This window comes from Aggregatibacter actinomycetemcomitans DSM 8324 (genome assembly GCF_000372365.1).
In the GTDB taxonomy this organism is placed as follows: domain Bacteria; phylum Pseudomonadota; class Gammaproteobacteria; order Enterobacterales; family Pasteurellaceae; genus Aggregatibacter; species Aggregatibacter actinomycetemcomitans.
Genome location: NZ_AQUU01000007.1, coordinates 19,333 through 35,837 on the forward strand (window position 1 = coordinate 19,333; position 16,505 = coordinate 35,837).

The 16,505-nt window shown below is 46.2% G+C and carries 13 protein-coding genes, 1 tRNA gene and 1 pseudogene; 11 read left to right on the plus strand and 4 right to left on the minus strand.

Annotated elements, in window-relative coordinates; translation table 11 throughout:
- Positions 1-44 precede the first annotated feature (44 nt).
- The 10 genes from A3CS_RS0105000 to truA all read left to right on the plus strand — a co-directional run bounded on the left by A3CS_RS0105000 (position 45) and on the right by truA (position 11,636).
- Positions 45-1,829 carry an AAA family ATPase gene (locus tag A3CS_RS0105000; protein ID WP_005548743.1) on the plus strand — a complete coding sequence of 595 codons (1,785 nt, stop codon included), beginning with the start codon at positions 45-47 and terminating at the stop codon, positions 1,827-1,829.
- 142 nt (positions 1,830-1,971) lie between these two features.
- Positions 1,972-2,502, plus strand: coding sequence for a bifunctional 3-hydroxydecanoyl-ACP dehydratase/trans-2-decenoyl-ACP isomerase (gene fabA, locus A3CS_RS0105005; RefSeq protein WP_005548745.1), 531 nt, complete (start codon positions 1,972-1,974; stop codon positions 2,500-2,502).
- 183 nt (positions 2,503-2,685) lie between these two features.
- Positions 2,686-2,762 (plus strand) — tRNA-Val (locus A3CS_RS0105010).
- 164 nt (positions 2,763-2,926) lie between these two features.
- Positions 2,927-3,283, plus strand: a complete 357-nt coding sequence (locus A3CS_RS0105015) for a DsrE/DsrF/TusD sulfur relay family protein (protein ID WP_005574416.1) — start codon at positions 2,927-2,929, stop codon at positions 3,281-3,283.
- A 70-nt stretch (positions 3,284-3,353) separates the two neighbouring features.
- The gene (gene recB, locus A3CS_RS0105020; protein WP_012821027.1) at positions 3,354-7,019 is read left to right on the plus strand and encodes an exodeoxyribonuclease V subunit beta; all 3,666 of its coding nucleotides are present in this window, start codon (positions 3,354-3,356) and stop codon (positions 7,017-7,019) included.
- Complete coding sequence (gene recD, locus A3CS_RS0105025) at positions 7,019-8,998, plus strand: exodeoxyribonuclease V subunit alpha (protein WP_005546129.1); 1,980 nt, start codon at positions 7,019-7,021, stop codon at positions 8,996-8,998. Before recB ends, recD begins: the two co-directional genes overlap by 1 nt.
- Positions 8,999-9,010: 12 nt before the next feature.
- Positions 9,011-9,607, plus strand: coding sequence for a class I SAM-dependent methyltransferase (locus tag A3CS_RS0105030; RefSeq protein WP_005546127.1), 597 nt, complete (start codon positions 9,011-9,013; stop codon positions 9,605-9,607).
- Between the two features lie 243 nt (positions 9,608-9,850).
- Positions 9,851-10,279, plus strand: a complete 429-nt coding sequence (gene rplM, locus A3CS_RS0105035; RefSeq protein ID WP_005546126.1) for a 50S ribosomal protein L13 — start codon at positions 9,851-9,853, stop codon at positions 10,277-10,279.
- A 16-nt stretch (positions 10,280-10,295) separates the two neighbouring features.
- The gene (gene rpsI / locus A3CS_RS0105040; protein ID WP_005546123.1) at positions 10,296-10,688 is read left to right on the plus strand and encodes a 30S ribosomal protein S9; all 393 of its coding nucleotides are present in this window, start codon (positions 10,296-10,298) and stop codon (positions 10,686-10,688) included.
- Between the two features lie 162 nt (positions 10,689-10,850).
- Positions 10,851-11,636, plus strand: a complete 786-nt coding sequence (truA, locus tag A3CS_RS0105045; RefSeq protein ID WP_005574423.1) for a tRNA pseudouridine(38-40) synthase TruA — start codon at positions 10,851-10,853, stop codon at positions 11,634-11,636.
- Between the two features lie 12 nt (positions 11,637-11,648).
- Here truA and A3CS_RS0105050 read toward each other — a convergent pair whose 3' ends face one another.
- From A3CS_RS0105050 to A3CS_RS0105060, 3 genes are all read right to left on the minus strand, one after another.
- Positions 11,649-11,933 carry a type II toxin-antitoxin system RelE family toxin gene (locus A3CS_RS0105050; protein ID WP_019518289.1) on the minus strand — a complete coding sequence of 95 codons (285 nt, stop codon included), beginning with the start codon at positions 11,931-11,933 and terminating at the stop codon, positions 11,649-11,651.
- Entirely contained in the window at positions 11,930-12,184 is a 255-nt protein-coding gene (locus A3CS_RS0105055; protein WP_005574425.1) for a type II toxin-antitoxin system Phd/YefM family antitoxin, read from the minus strand. The genes A3CS_RS0105050 and A3CS_RS0105055 overlap by 4 nt, the downstream gene beginning before the upstream one ends.
- A gap of 216 nt (positions 12,185-12,400) precedes the next feature.
- The gene (locus tag A3CS_RS0105060; RefSeq protein WP_005546115.1) at positions 12,401-13,858 is read right to left on the minus strand and encodes a DASS family sodium-coupled anion symporter; all 1,458 of its coding nucleotides are present in this window, start codon (positions 13,856-13,858) and stop codon (positions 12,401-12,403) included.
- A 229-nt stretch (positions 13,859-14,087) separates the two neighbouring features.
- Here A3CS_RS0105060 and A3CS_RS0105065 point away from each other — a divergent pair, with 229 nt between their 5' ends.
- Entirely contained in the window at positions 14,088-14,867 is a 780-nt protein-coding gene (locus tag A3CS_RS0105065) for an MmcQ/YjbR family DNA-binding protein (RefSeq protein WP_005546112.1), read from the plus strand.
- Between the two features lie 57 nt (positions 14,868-14,924).
- Here the strand turns inward: A3CS_RS0105065 and A3CS_RS01000000110905 are convergent.
- Positions 14,925-16,505 (minus strand): annotated as a pseudogene (locus A3CS_RS01000000110905) (molybdopterin-dependent oxidoreductase); the annotation flags it as partial.

Below are 16,505 nucleotides of genomic sequence, written 5' to 3' on the forward strand. Positions count from 1 at the left end.
ATATGCGATAATGCGCGCAAATTAAATATAACCCAGAGATTAACGTGATTTTATCTTCTTTATCTAATAACACATTGCCTTGGCAGGCGTTACGTCCGGAATTAGCCGTGACTGAAATTCCCTCACAACCTCAGGACTTTTTCTCTCTACAACCCCGTGCGGGCAAAGCCATCCGCAATTTCATCCGAAATTCCCACCGCACTTTATTGGTGCTGAAAGCCGATGACCAAGCGGAGTACGCCACTTTATTAGAAAGTTTTATTGCAAAACAACAACCGGAGCTTGCGGTGAACGGCGTGCAATACATTGTGGAACAGGGCGACTCTTTTTCTTTCCCGCGTGTTTATACGGAACCGGCGCAATCGGTAGAGGACAATTTTGCCGCACAGAAAACCGTCGCAACGGCGTTGTATTTCGATCAATTTCAGTTATTCGGTTCCGTTAAAATTCATGCGTCTTCAAATGATATTCAGCTTCATACCGGCTTGGTTCATCAGCTGAATCACGGCGTGTTGATTATCAGCGCCGGCGCGTTATTGGCGCAATTTAATTTATGGCAACGCCTGAAACAGATTTTAACGACAGGGATGTTTGATTGGTATTCCGCCCATCCGTTTAAGCCCCTGCCTTGTGAAGTTCCAAGCTATCCGTTGCAATTGAAAGTCATCGTGCTGGGCAATCGCACGGAATTAGGCATGTTGGAAGAATTGGAAGAAGGGCTTTATCATCTGGCGGATTACGCGGAAATTGAAAGTTATTGCAGTGTGGAAACGGCGGAACAGCAGCAACAATGGATGAATTATGTGCAAACCGTTGCACAGCAAAATCACTTACCGCCGTTAGATTTAAGCGGTTTTAATAAACTGTATCAATTGTTGGTGCGTGACAGTGAAAATCATCATTTGATTAATGTGTCGCCGTTGAAATTAAAAACGTTGCTCACAGAGACCGCACTTTTAAGCGAATCCGATTCACTAAGTGCGGTGGATTTTGAACGGTATTTTTTACATAAAACGGCACAATATGGCTTTTTGCGTGAACAAACCTATGACGCTATTTTGCAGGAACAAATTTATGTAGCGACCGAAGGTGAAATGGTTGGGCAAATTAACGGCTTATCGGTGATTGAATATCCGGGCACGCCTTTATCTTTCGGAGAACCCTCTCGAATCAGTTGTATTGTGCAATTCGGCGACGGCGAAATCGTCGATGTGGAACGCAAAAATGAACTGGCGGGCAACATTCACAGCAAAGGCATTATGATTGCCGAAGCCTGTTTGGCGAATATTCTCGAATTTCCGTCACAACTGCCGTTTTCCGCTTCTTTGGTGTTTGAGCAATCTTACGGTGAAATTGACGGTGACAGTGCCTCACTCGCCGGTTTTTGTGTATTATTGAGCGCATTGTCCGCTTTGCCTCTGCCGCAATCTATCGCCATTACGGGCGCTATTGACCAATTCGGCTTGGTGCATTCCGTGGGGGGCGTGAATGACAAAATCGAAGGGTTTTTCACCCTTTGCCAACGTCGTGGCTTAACGGGCAAACAAGGCGTGATGATTCCGAGTGCGGTGCTTAATCAGCTAAGCTTGTCCGAAGCGGTGGTAAGTGCGGTTAAAAATCAGGAATTTTTTATTTATCCGGTGGAAACCGTGGATCAAGCTTGTGAGATTTTATTACAACGGGATTTGGTGGAGCAGGAGAATAAAAAGTACGATTTCAGCACACTGCCATTGTCCCGTTTGATCAATCAGCGTATTGAGCAATATTCCGAGCAACAATCTCACAAGCACGGTCTTTGGGATTTATTCTTCGGCAGAAAAAATCGTTAAATCGCTATTTCCATGAAAAAATAACTGATCGGACAAGTTAGGCGTACAAGTGTTAGCTATTCTAAATGCCGGAATGCTCTGTTAGAATCCCACCCGCATTCAATTTTGAATCGCTTAAACAAATTTTATAGGATGATTAATAATGAACACTTGTACTCCAAATATCAAAGACAGTTACACTTACGAAGATTTATTGGCTTCAGGACGTGGTGAATTGTTTGGCAAAGAAGGCCCGCAATTGCCGGCACCGACCATGCTTATGATGGATCGTATCGTAAAAATGACTGAAGACGGCGGTACATTTGGCAAAGGCTACATTGAAGCCGAGTTGGATATTCATCCTGATCTACCGTTCTTTGCCTGCCACTTTATCGGCGACCCTGTCATGCCGGGGTGTTTGGGTTTAGATGCCATGTGGCAATTAGTCGGCTTCTTCTTAGGTTGGGTCGGCGGCAAGGGCAAAGGCAGAGCCTTAGGTGTTGGCGAAGTGAAATTTACCGGACAAATTCTCCCGACGGCAAAAAAAGTCGTTTATCGCATTAACATGAAACGCGTGATTAACCGCAAATTAGTCATGGGCATGGCAGACGGCGAAGTGGAAGTGGACGGTCGTGTTATTTACACCGCAACGGACTTGAAAGTCGGCTTGTTTCAAGATACGTCAAGTTTCTAATTCGCAGTCTTAAAAAACACTGAAATTTTTCACCGCACTTTTTTCTGAAAGAAAGTGCGGTTTGTTTTTTCGGCGTTTTTATCTTCATAATGAACTGGTTAATTTTTTTGCAATCATCGGCTCAATCAAATAAAAAACTTGTTTTAGCCCGAAAAGCTAGCTATTATTAGCGCACTTTTCACTGCGACCGTAGCTCAGTTGGTTAGAGCACCACCTTGACATGGTGGGGGTCACTGGTTCGAGTCCAGCCGGTCGCACCATTGTTTATTTCCCCAAATCCGTCGCAACGCCACCAGTTTTTTGCTAAAATCAGCTGAAAATTCCTTTCTTAACTTTTTATCGTCTTTATTTTTTCAGGTTGGAAATCACAATGGAAAATTAATATTTTCTACTGTTTTTGATTAAATTAAATAGGTTAATCATTATGCAAAAAATTCTTTTTATCTTAAATGACTCGCCATACGGCGGTGAAAAAACCTTTAATGGATTACGTTTTGCCATTAACTTGCAGGAAGATCACGGCAAAGAGGTGGACATTAAACTGTTCTGTTTTTCCGATTCGATTTTAAGCGGTCTTGCCGGTCAAAACCCGAACGAAGGTTCCAACGTGCAACAATTAATGGATATTTTGATTGCACAGGGCGCAGAAGTGAAACTTTGCACCAGCTGCGTGAAAGCGCGCGGGTTATTGAATGCCAAATTAATTGACGGCGTCACTCTCGGCACCTTGGCTGATGTATCAGACTGGACCTTATGGGCTGATAAAGTCATCAGCTTCTAATGAGGATATTGGGCGGAGTGGGTTTCCGCCCTTGTTTTATTCAATATTTTATTTTTATTCACCGGTAACCATGCAACCACTCAATCCGATTTCCATTCCGTTAAATGCCATCAGCCTTATTGAAGCCTCTGCAGGGACGGGCAAAACCTACACCATGGGTTCTCTTTATTTGCGTCTGTTATTGCAGGCGGGGGAAAATGCCTTTCCTCATGTGTTAAATGTGGAGCAAATTTTAGTGGTGACTTTTACCGAAATGGCAACGGAGGAACTGAAACGCAAAATTCGTGAACGGATTTATGATGCCAAACAAAAATTGACGGCGTATCAACAAACACAGGATTCGGCGGTGTTTGAACAAGATGAATTTTTACGCCAATTAGCCGACAGCATCACGGATTTCCCTCTTGCCATTCAGCGCCTGACTTTGGCGGAACAAAACATGGATTTGGCGGCGATTTATACCATTCATGGATTTTGCCGTCGAATGCTCATGCAATATGCGTTTAATTCGGGCATTCATTTCAACTTGGAATTAAGCGGTGAAGAAGACGAATTGTTGCTGCATTTGGCGCAAAAACTATGGCGGGCACATTTCTATTCACAGCCTTATGCCGTTTCCGAGTTTATTCAAAAACACCTGATTTCACCGGCAAACGTCATTCACAATATCAAAAAGTTTGCCGGTACGGAATTAAAACTCCCACAAAATCGACCGCACTTTTTTGACGGCACACTGCCTGACTTTCTCGCCAAACTTACCGATTATTCGCAACAATTTGCCGCACAAACTGCGGAAGTGAAAAAGCACTGGTTGGAAAACGAAGCGGACATTGCGCAATTGCTTGAAACGGAAGTAAACACCAAATATAAAAGCGCAAAAGAACAAAAATTAAACCGACGCAGTTTCACCTCCACAACCCGTCTGAAATGGCTTGCCATGATGAAAGCCTGGGCAGAAAGCGATAAAGCGGATTTTCCGGGCTGTTTTTCCCGTTTCGGGCAAACGGCGATGAATGAGCAAAAAGGCGAAGAAGCAAAAGACGCTTTGATGCATTGGCTTTTTGTTGAAATTGATGAACTACTGCAACTCGCCGAGCAACAAGAGCTATTATCCCAAGCCTTGTGGTTCCATTATTTACAAATGCTGAATACGCAGCTGGTGGAATACAAACTCAACCATAGCGAAAAAAGTTTTAACGATTTGTTACGTTTGCTGAAAGAAGCCTTGTATCACCCGGATAATACGGAATTTGCCCGCCTGATTCGTTACCAATTTCCTTTTGCCATGATTGATGAGTTTCAGGACACGGACGCGGTGCAGTATCAGATTTTTTCTAAAATTTATGTAGAACAACCTCAGACAGACGCTCAATCTGATAGCGGTTTTATTATGATTGGCGACCCGAAACAGGCGATTTATAAATTCCGTGGCGCCGACATTTTTACTTATTTCCAAGCCGCCCGCCAAGCGCAACATCGTTTTAATCTGGCGAAAAATTACCGCTCCCATCAACACGTTGTGGACTGTGTGAATCGGTTGTTTGATTTTAGCGAACAACCGCCGTTTCTCTATAAAGACATTCAATTTATGCCCGTAAGCGCGAGAACGGATCACCCGCAATTTTGGTTAAGCGGGCAGCCGGAGCCTGCGGTGCGTTTTTATGTGGATGAAGCCTCTGTTAAAGAAAACATAGCAAAAGCTTGCGCCGTTTCTATCCAATATTGGCTACAAAGTGCGGTGGAAAACTCTGCCGTTTTTCGCCTTGATGATGGTGACAAAAAAACGCTGAAACCGGAAAGTATCGCCGTGTTGGTGCGTAGCCGTAAAGAAGCCGAGTTGGTGAAAAATGAATTGCGTCACTTGGGCATTGCCTCCGTGTATTTGTCTGAAGACAGCAATGTGTTCGACAGCAGCGCGGCAAAAGATTTGTTAATGATTCTCACGGCGTGCCTCAATCCGTTTTACGAACGCCATATTTTAAACGCCATTGCCACAGCAATTTTTGCCCAAACCAGCGCCGACATTCAGCGCATTCGTATGGATGAAACCCGTTGGGAGCATTGGGTGGAGAAGTTTATTCATTACCAAAGAACCTGGCAAAAACAAGGCGTGTTGGTGATGTTACATCAGTTGTTCCAGCAGGAAAAAATAACGGAAAAACTTTACCCCACTGTGGACGGCAAACGCTTGGTTACGGACTTGCTGCATTTGGCGGAATTGCTGCAGGAAGCGGCGACCCTGAACGAAAGCGAAGCGGCATTGTTACGTTGGTTTGAGAAACAAATTCAAGGGGAAAATCGCCAAAAAGAGCAACAGGTTAGGTTGGAGAGCGAATTGCGGTTGGTGAAAATCGTCACTATTCATAAATCCAAGGGGTTGGAATACGATCTGGTTTGGTTGCCGTTTATCGGCTATGCTTCCACCTTCCGAGGCGATCGCATCACCACTTATTATGACGAAACACAAGGCGCGGTGCTGTGGGATTACGATAAATCCCATGAAGCGTTGGTGCAACAGGAAGATTTTGCCGAACAGCTACGCCTGCTTTATGTGGCGTTGACCCGCGCCAAATACCAGTTAGTGATCGGCGTGCCGCAAACCTTTGAGACGAAATGGAGCAGTTTGTTATATGTGCTGACCCACGGAGCGATCCAAACGCGCGAAAAACCGAATGCTTACGACAGCCTCCCTTTATTGGAAAAACTTGTGGCGCGTGCGCCGCAGGGCAGTGTGCAAATTGCCAACACGGCAGATTTGATACCGCTGCAATTGCAAGCCCACGCCGAAGCACAGATACCGTTACATGCGGCAAAATTCACCGGCAATATAGAACAAAACTGGACGGTCACCAGTTTCAGCGCCATAGAAGCCATTCATCAGAATAAAGCCTATTTCAAAGCGCAACAGATGGCGGAAAGTGCGGTCGATTTTCCAAGTGTTTTTGACTTAGGGAAAGACTATGATTTTAACGAACAAGGGCAATCAACCGAGAGTATTCGGGAAACGGCTGCCGACGAATCCGCCTATCCTTTCGGCTATTCGCCTTTTGATTTCCCGCACGGTATTAACATCGGCACGGCATTACACCGTTTTCTGGAAAAAACGGATTTTGATCGCCCGTTAAACGAAGACAAAATCCAAAAACTCTGCCAATGGTTACAGTTAGAGGAAACCTGGCTACCGTCTTTACAGCAATGGATAAACGCCATTTTGCATACGCCGTTAAGCACGCAGGATTCTACTTTGCAACTGGTGAATTTAACCCGCCAACATTGCGTGAAAGAAATGCAGTTTTATTTGAAGTTAAATCAAACATTTGACGTGACGGCGTTTAATCAAACGTTACAACAGCATCACCACTTACCCTCAGAACCCCTGCAATTTGAAGCGATTAAAGGAATGTTACGCGGTTTCATGGATTTGGTGTTTTATCATAACGAAAAATATTATTTGGCGGATTACAAATCCAATTTTCTTGGCGTGGAAGCGCAAAACTACGTCGGCACAAGCCTTCAGCAAGCCATGCTAACTAATCATTACGACTGGCAATATTTATTTTACACGCTGGCATTGCACCGTTATTTACAACAACGTGACGCAAACTATGACTACGACACCCATTTCGGCGGCGTATTTTATTGTTTCTTACGCGGCATGAACGGCGAAAATCAGAACGGCGTGTTTTTTGATAAACCGGATTACGCGTTGATTCAGGCTTTGGAGAATTTGTTCTAATGTTAGCTTTATTATCCCAACTCAAAGAAAAGGGCATCATCAACGCCGCTGACTATTATTTCGCCGAGTTTATTCACCGCAAACAACAGCCTTTTCACTATGCACCGTCTATCCAGAACCTGGCGGTGCTTATGGCGGCGTTGTGCAACTTCAGTTATCGGCAGGGCAACACCTGTATTTTACTGAATCACGCCACGGAGCAGGATTTGTTCGGTTTACAGGATTATTTTAACGAACGCGTTTATTTAACGGATATTCAGCAAAAAATTGATTATTTGCCCATTGAACGCTGGCAGGCAGCATTGCTGACGGTGCAACATATCGCTTTCACCACCGCGCCTTTGCAACAGATCGCGCCGTTGGTGTTGCAGTTTGACCGCTTGTATTTTTATCGCATCTGGCAGGATGAGTTTCGTATCGCCGATTACTTTAAAAGTGCGGTCCGTTTTCAACACGTTTTTTCAGCCGAACAGATGGCGCAAATCGCCCCGATTTTGAACCGCTATTTTCATGAAGAACAGGGCATCGACTGGCAAAAAATTGCGGTGGCGATGGCGTTGCGTCAACGCTTTTGCCTCATTACCGGCGGGCCGGGCACGGGCAAAACCACTACCGTCACCAAACTCCTATCGACCTTGCAAGAGCTTCATCAAAACGGCTTGCGCATTAAACTTGTCGCTCCGACTGGGAAAGCGGCGGCACGGCTTACGGAATCCATTGTAGACGCAGTGGATCGTCTGAAACAAACTTTTTCGACGGAGAAACACGAACGGGAAATCATCGAAAATCTGCGCATTCCCATGAACGCGGAAACCATTCATCGCTTGCTCGGCGTGCGTTTTTTCAGTGAAGAAACCCGCTATCACGCCGACAATCCTTTGCCGGTGGATGTGTTGGTGGTGGACGAAGCGTCTATGATCGATTTAACCTTGATGGCGAAGCTGCTCAATGCCCTTAAACCGGAAACCAAATTGATTTTATTGGGTGATAAAGACCAACTGGCTTCTGTAGAAGCCGGGGCGATTTTGGGCGAATTAGGGCGTTTCGTGAATGCGTCGGCGCCGACGTATAGCCACGCAATGGCACAATATTTACAGGCGACCACAGGCATTCCTCTTGACACGTCGGATAGCGTCAATCCTATCGGTGATAGCATTTGTTATTTGCAGGTCAGCCGCCGTTTCGGGGCAAATCCGGAAGTGGGTGCGTTGGCGGCTGCGGTGAATTCAGGCGACGCGGTGAAAAGCTGGCAGTTATTGCAGCAATATCAGCAACATCAAGCAAAAAAATGCGGCGTATATTTAACTGATTTTGCTCATTATTTGACCAACAAAGAAGATAGTCAGCAACGTAAAACCTGTGTGAAGCTCATCGTGGAACGTGCGGCGGAGGAATATCGTCGTTATTTGCAGTTGATTTCACAAGAAGGGCAGATGGATGAAGAAAAAGTGCAGTCGATTTTCGCGGCGTTTAACGGTATTCGTTTTTTAACGGCGTTGCGTGTGGGCGAATTCGGCGTGGAGCAATTAAATCTCGCCATCGCAGAAAAATTACGCCAAAAACGCCTGTTGCAATTTCATCAGGAACGGGAATGGTACATCGGCAAACCGATTATGGTGACGCAAAATGATGGCAATGTGGGCTTGTATAACGGTGACATCGGCATGTATTTGGGAAACGGACGGGTATGGTTCGAGCAGGGACAAAACAGTTATAAAACTGTGCTGGCAAGCCGCGTGCCGAATCATGAAACCGCCTTCGTCATGACGGTACACAAATCCCAAGGTTCGGAATTTCCGCATACTTTCCTGATTTTGCCGTTGGAAAACAGCCCCGTGTTATCCAAAGAACTGGTTTACACCGGCATCACCCGCACCAAGGATTTTTTAACGGTGTTCGCGCTACAAAGCGTATGGGAAAGTGCGGTGAAAAATCCGGTGCAACGGCAAAGCGGATTGGGTCAATTACTGGAAATCTAAAAAGGAGAAACTATGACAAAATGGGATGAGCGTTATCAAACGGAAGACTATATTTTTGGTACGGAACCCAATGAATTTATCGCCAGAATTCAATCTTATCTGCCCACTTCCGGGCGAGCATTGGATCTGGCTACCGGAGAAGGGCGTAATGGTGTCTTTTTAGCCTTGCATGGATTGGAAACGGAAGGGGTTGATATGTCTAAAGTCGGTTTGCTCAAAGCGCAGGCGTTGGCGCGTAAGCAAAATGTTTCGTTTACTACAAGATTGGCCAATATTGCAGAGATGGATATGCCGACAGCATATTATGCCGTAATTACTTCCGTTTTTTGCCATTTTATGGAACCGCAAAGAACGCAAGTGATGCAACGTATTGTGAATGCATTGCAACCGGGTGGGTTATTTGCCGGCGTGTTTTATCATCCGGACCAAATTCATTATGGCACCGGTGGACCCGGTCAGGTTGAAATGTTGGGCACATTGGTACAGATGCAGCAGGCGTTAGCAGGCTTGGAATGGCTTATTGCAGAGCATAGCGTGCGTGAGATGAATGAAGGAAATCGCCATATCGGCACCAGTTCGGTAATTTGTCTGTTGGGACGTAAACCTTAAGGATTTTGGATCATATTATGGTGAGTGAAAAGAGGAAAGTGCGGTTAAAATTTATCATGTTTTCCGGATAAACCGTTAGCTTTTCATTGAAACTTTTTGTATAATCGCGCGACCCTGTGAATACTGCGGATTCCCACCGCGCATTATTTTGTCGAGATCGCACTCGAAGGGGTGAAGATTAAGATAACTGGTTGTGCTTTTTTAAGCACTGGGTATTAATATTATTATATTGGTAATTAATTAATGAAAACTTTTGTAGCAAAACCGGAAACGGTTAAACGCGACTGGTACGTAGTAGATGCGACAGGTAAAACTTTAGGTCGTTTGGCGACTGAATTGGCACGTCGTCTTCGTGGTAAACATAAAGCTGAATATACGCCGCACGTTGACACCGGTGATTACATCATCGTGATTAACGCGGACAAAGTTGCTGTAACCGGTAACAAAGAAAGCGATAAAATTTACTACTGGCACACAGGCTATGTAGGTGGTATCAAACAAGCGACTTTCAAAGAAATGATCGCGCGCCGTCCTGAAGCAGTGATTGAAATTGCGGTTAAAGGTATGTTGCCAAAAGGCCCGTTAGGCCGCGCAATGTTCCGCAAATTAAAAGTGTACGCAGGTGCTGAACACCAACACGCTGCACAACAACCACAAGTATTAGACATTTAATCACGAGGTTTAGGATATGGCAGAGAATCAAAACTACGGCACAGGTCGCCGCAAAAGCTCTTCAGCTCGTGTATTTATCAAACCGGGCAATGGTAAGATCACTATCAACCAACGTGAATTAGACGTTTACTTCGGTCGCGAAACTGCACGCATGGTAGTTCGTCAACCGTTAGAATTGGTTGAGTTAACTGATAAATTAGACCTATACATCACTGTTAAAGGTGGTGGTATTTCCGGTCAAGCGGGTGCAATCCGTCATGGTATTACCCGTGCATTGATGGAATACGATGAAACCCTACGCCCTGTACTTCGTGCAGCAGGCTTCATTACTCGTGATGCACGTCGCGTTGAACGTAAAAAAGTGGGTTTGCACAAAGCACGTCGTCGTCCACAATACTCCAAACGTTAATTTTTATACGTTTTTACAAAAAGCAGAGAGCAATCTCTGCTTTTTTATGCGTGAGATTCGGCAAAAAGTGCGGTCGGTTTTCGGAATGTTTTTTGAGAATGTTTCTGCGATTCGCCAAGCCTTGCTATAATGCACGCCATTTCAACAAGATTAAGGCAAAGCATGAAAATCGCATTAGGTGTGGAATACGACGGAAAACATTATTTTGGCTGGCAACGACAAGAAAAAGTTGCCAGCATACAGGCGGAATTAGAACGGGCGATTTCCGTAGTTGCCAATGAAGACATCGGTATTTTCTGCGCCGGTCGCACCGATTCCGGCGTGCACGCCACAGGACAAGTGCTCCATTTTGAAACCACGGCACAACGCCCGGAAAAAGCCTGGAGTTTCGGCGTGAACGCTAATTTGCCCGATGACATCGCCGTGCGTTGGGCGAAAGTGGTGGAGGACGATTTTCATGCCCGCTTTAGCGCTACTGCGCGGCGTTATCGTTACATTTTATATTGCAATAAACTGCGCTCGGCGATTTTGCCGCAAGGCGTAACCCATTACCATTTGGAACTCGATCATCAATTAATGCACGGCGCGGGACAGGCGCTGCTCGGCGAAAATGATTTCAGCTCCTTCCGCGCCGCCCAATGCCAATCCAACACGCCATGGCGCAACGTCCATCATTTAAACGTCACTCGTCAGGGGCAGTACATTATCGTGGATATTCAAGCCAACGCTTTTGTACATCATATGGTGCGCAATATCGTCGGCAGCCTTATTGAAGTGGGCTGCGGCAATCAACCCGTTGAGTGGATGAAATGGTTGTTGGAGCAAAAAGACCGCACTCTCGCCGCACCTACCGCCAAACCGGAAGGGCTGTATCTGGTGAATGTGATTTACCCCGACAACTTTAATCTGCCGAAAATGCCAATGGGACCGTTGTTTCTGGCGGATTGATGATTGAATAGATTAAAGCCTGCTTTTTGCTTTGGTATAAACAAAATTTCGATCGCGTTTTCCTACGGAGATGACTTTGACCACAATGCGTTCATCAATAACCTGATACACCAAATGATACCCTACATTGCGTAATTTGATTTTATAGCAATCTTTCATGCCGTGTAATTTGGCGGATGACACTCGGGGATTTTCGGCGCGTTCTTTTAATTTCTCAATGAATTGTTTACGCAGATTAATATCGAGTTTGCGGAATTCTTTTTCAGATGATGGGATAAACTCAATGATGTAACTCATTGTAGTAAATCCTCTAAATCAACAGGATAACTTTTTTCATGTTGACGTTCTTCCACGATTTTTGTCAATTCAGCATCATCGACTAATTCCATCAAATATTCATAAATTGCCGGTGGGACGCAATAAAATGCGGGTTCATTGCGGTTTAAAATTGCCAGCGGTTTTCCACCGGCTTCACGAAGTACCGCCATGGGATTAGTTTTTAATTCGGTGATACTGGCGACAACATCGGTTAAAACAAGGCTTGTCATAAATCAACTCCTTTGAAAGACTGTTTTTTGGGTCTGATAATAGAGCTTTTTATAGGTTTTCTCAAATATTCGAGAAAAAGTGCGGTTGGTTTTACAGGTGTTTCTGGCGGATTGATTTAAAAACACCGAAAAAAATGACCGCACTTTAATTTGAAAGAATAAAGTGCGGTCGTTTTATTGTGCGAATTTTATGCTATGAGTAAAGCTGCGCTTCTTTTACCACCAACCCAATAATTTCATCCATAACCCGCCTGCACCGAACCAGATAATGAGAGAAATGATAGAGGTGACGAAACTCACTCCCCACCATTGACCGGTTGAGTTATAGCCGGATCCATAAAGTGCCGGACCGGGGCCGCCGGCATATTGGGTTAAGCTCATTGATAATGTGGAGGTGTAACCTAAGCCGAGTGCGGCGATAATCGGCGGTGTGCCGACAGAGATGGCGGCAGCGACGAAAGCCAAATACATAGCGGAAATATGCGCCACGGCGGAAGCGAAGAAATAGCGGGTGTAAAAATACACCAAGACTAAAATCGTAAAGGCAACCGGCCAACTGAACGCGCCAACGGAAGAGGAAATGTGGCTGGAAATCCACGCAATAGCGCCGTATTTATTGAGCGAATTCGCCATCATCACTAAAACCGCAAACCAAAACATGGTGTCCCACGCGGTGGTTTCGGCAACGATGTTTTTCCAACTCATGATATTGGTGAGCAGTAAAATCACTAAGCCGATAAAGGCGGAAACGGTTGCGGGAATATGGAAAACCAAATCGCCCACTGTCCATAAGAACAACAATAAGATGAAATCCAGCGCTAAGATCCATTCCGCTTTGCTCATTGGTCCCTTGTTACGCAATTCTTCCCGCGCCATTTCTGCCATTTTCGGCGTGTCTTTGAGTTCCGGCGGATAGATTAAATAGACGAAATACGGCAACACAATGAGGCTAATCACGCCCGGTACGATGGCGCCCAAAAACCAGGTCATCCAAGTGATTTCAACGCCCTGACCTTTCGCTAGTTCGGCGATTAACGGGTTACCTGTCATGGCAGTGAGAAACATAGTGCATACGATGGTGTCGATTTGTGAGACGGCGATCGCCAAAAATGCGCCGGCACGTCTTGCGGTCGGACCTGGTTTGGAATCATAAGCATCGGCGATGGATTGCATAATCGGGTACATAATACCGCCACCACGCGCCGAGGCGGAGGGAATGCCCGGACCGATAACCACATCGGCTAACGCCATGCCGTAAGCCACGCCCATCATTTTTTTACCAAAGCGCGCGACGAAGTAGAGGGCGATGCGTTTCCCAAGCCCTGTTTTGATCACTGCGCGGGATAAAAACATGGCAATGGCGATTAGCCAAATTGTTCCGTTAGCAAAGCCCGATAACATACCGACTTCGCCTTGTTTTGGCGAAAGCGGTGTGAGACCTGTCAGCCCACTGATAACTAATGCCACTAAGGTCGCTGCACCCATCGGCATGGCTTTGGCGATAATGGCGACAATGGTGGCGACGAATAAGGCAAGCATGCCCCAGGCTTTAGTTGATAGCCCTTCCGGTATCGGAATAAACCAAATCGCCAAACCGACCAAAACCGAAAGCAATAATCCTTGCCATTTGAAGCCGAGTTTTACTTCTACCGGCGTTATTGTTTTACCTTCCATTTTGAAACCTCCCGGGTTGATAGACGGAATGTTAAGTGCGTGCGAATAATCCCTTACGCTTTGTAATCCTTTTGTCCATCATATGTCTATCTTCGCAAGATGTTAAGATGAAAAGCCAAATAAAGTGCGGTCGTTTTCAGCGGTGTTTTTTAAGGGCGATCAAGACCGCCACAATCCAGCCGTTTTGGCGTAGAATAGAACGATAAACAATCTGAAGCGAGGTCCAAATATGGCAAAACAACCTTTAACCCAACAACTCCTGGATTACGTTTTAAAACAATACGGCACGCAGCCGGAATACCTGTGGAAAAGCCATCCCGATTATGCGGTGTTGCGCCATGGAGATAATCGCAAATGGTATGCCATAGTGATGAACGTGGAAAAAAACGCATTGGGGTTAAGCGGTGCGGGGAAGATGCCGATCATGAATGTGAAATGTTCCCCGGAGATGCTCAGTTTATTTTTGCCGCAAGCGGGATTCTTGCCGGCGTATCACATGAATAAAAATCACTGGTTGACGGTGTTGCTGAACGGTTCGGCGGATAAGGAGACAATTCTGTTTTTGTTGAATGCCAGTTTTGATCTCACCGCTAGCCGACAGGCGAAAAAGCAACTGGGTATCGCCCGTTATACGGAATGGATCGTGCCCGCTAATCCGAAATATTACGATGTGGAAAAAGATCTGCGCGAAGGTGGCGAGCTTCATTGGAAGCAGAGTAATAACATTGCGGTGGATGACATTGTTTATATGTACGTCACCGAACCCACCGGTGCCATTCGTTATAAATGTTTGGTGTTGGAAGTAAATATTCCTTACCGTAAAAAACGGACGGACGATTTGCAGGTGAAACGGGTGATGAAAATCCGTTGCCTGAAAGAATACGACAAAACCCTCATCCCCCGCGCCAAAATGGCACAATTCGGTGTGACCGCCGTACGCGGACCTCGGCATATGCCCTATGCCTTAAAGCAGGAAATTGCGTTATTGAGTGGGGAAGGGGAGCGTTAAAAAACACCCCGAAAACAAACCGCACTTTGATCTCATCAATCAACGTGCGGTTGTTTTTTATGCAGCGTGTTTCGGTTGTTTAAACACGGTGACTTCAGGAGCGTTGCCGACAAATTTTTCTACCTGCACGATACAGGTATTCGGTGAGTTGCCTTGCGCTAGTTTGGAAGTGCCTTCGTCGCGGGTGAGCACGTTCGGGCAGCCGTTTTTGCACAATGGTTTTTCGCTTTCGCCTAAATCCATCGGGTCGTACCACGCACCTTCATGCAAGGCAATGGTGCCCTTGATGATGTTTTCGGTGACCACCGCGCCGGCAAGCACTTGTCCGCGTTTGCTGTGAATACGTACGATGTCGCCGTCTTTGATACCACGTGGGGCGGCATCGTCCGGGTGGATCATCACCGGTTCACGATCATTCACCGCATATTTTTGACGCAATGAAGTGTGCGCCAATTGGCTGTGCAGTCGGTAATACGGGTGCGGTGTCACTAAGGCAAGCGGATATTCTTCCGTCACATTGCCGGCAAATTCTTCCGGTTCCATCCAGCTTGGGTGACCTTTGCAATCGTCGTAATTCATTTTGGCGACCACGTCGGAATAAATTTCAATTTTACCGGACGGCGTGCCGAGCGGATTCAGCAACGGATCTTCACGGAATTCGCCGTAGCGTACCCATTTTTTCGCCGCGTCATTGGCTTCAAAACGTAACGGTTTATTTTCCGCCCAGAATTTTTCAAAGCGCGGCATAGCAACGCGGTTAGCCCGCGCCGCGGTGAAGGCGGCTTTATAGAATTCTTCCAGCCATTCCATTTCCGTCTTGCCTTCGGTGTATTGTTCTTCCACGCCCGCACGTTTTGCCAGTTCGACGAAAATGTCGTAATCGTTTTTCGCTTCAAATTGTGGCGGCACCACCTGTTTCATTGGGTAAACGCTCATCATGGAATAATCGCCCGCCATGGTGAGGTCGTTACGTTCGTAACTGGTGGTTGCCGGCAACACAATGTCCGCCATGCGTGCAGTCGGCGTCCAGTTCACTTCGTTCACAATGACCACATCGGGTCGTTGGAAGGCTTTCACCAAGGTGTTGGTGTCTTGATGGTGTACAAACGGATTGCCACCCGCCCAATAGACGGCTTTGATGTCCGGATAGGTGATTTCCGTGCCGTTATAGTGAATGGTTTTGCCCGGATTGAGCAACACATCGGCAATCCGTGCCAACGGGAAAGCAGACTTGGATGTGTCGTCTAGCCAGGTTTTCGCACCGGCTTTGGCGGAGGGGCTGGCTGTGATGGAACCGATAATCCCGCCGGTTGCGCTTGGCACGCCGCCGTTGGAATAATGGTAGCTCAAACCGAATCCACCGCCTGGCAAGCCGATTTGCCCGAGCATGGCAGCGAGGGTGACGAGCATCCAGTGGCTTTGTTCGCCGTGGCGTTGGCGTTGCATGCCCCAACCGCCCATTAACATGGTGCGGTTGCTTGAGAAATCTTTCGCCAATTGTTTTATGGTGTCTGCCGGAATACCGCATATTTTGCTCGCCCATTGTGCATCTTTCGGTTGATGGTCGGTTTTTCCCAACAGGTAATCTTCAAATTTGCTATAACCGGCGGTGTATTTTTTCAGGAAGTCTTTATCGTG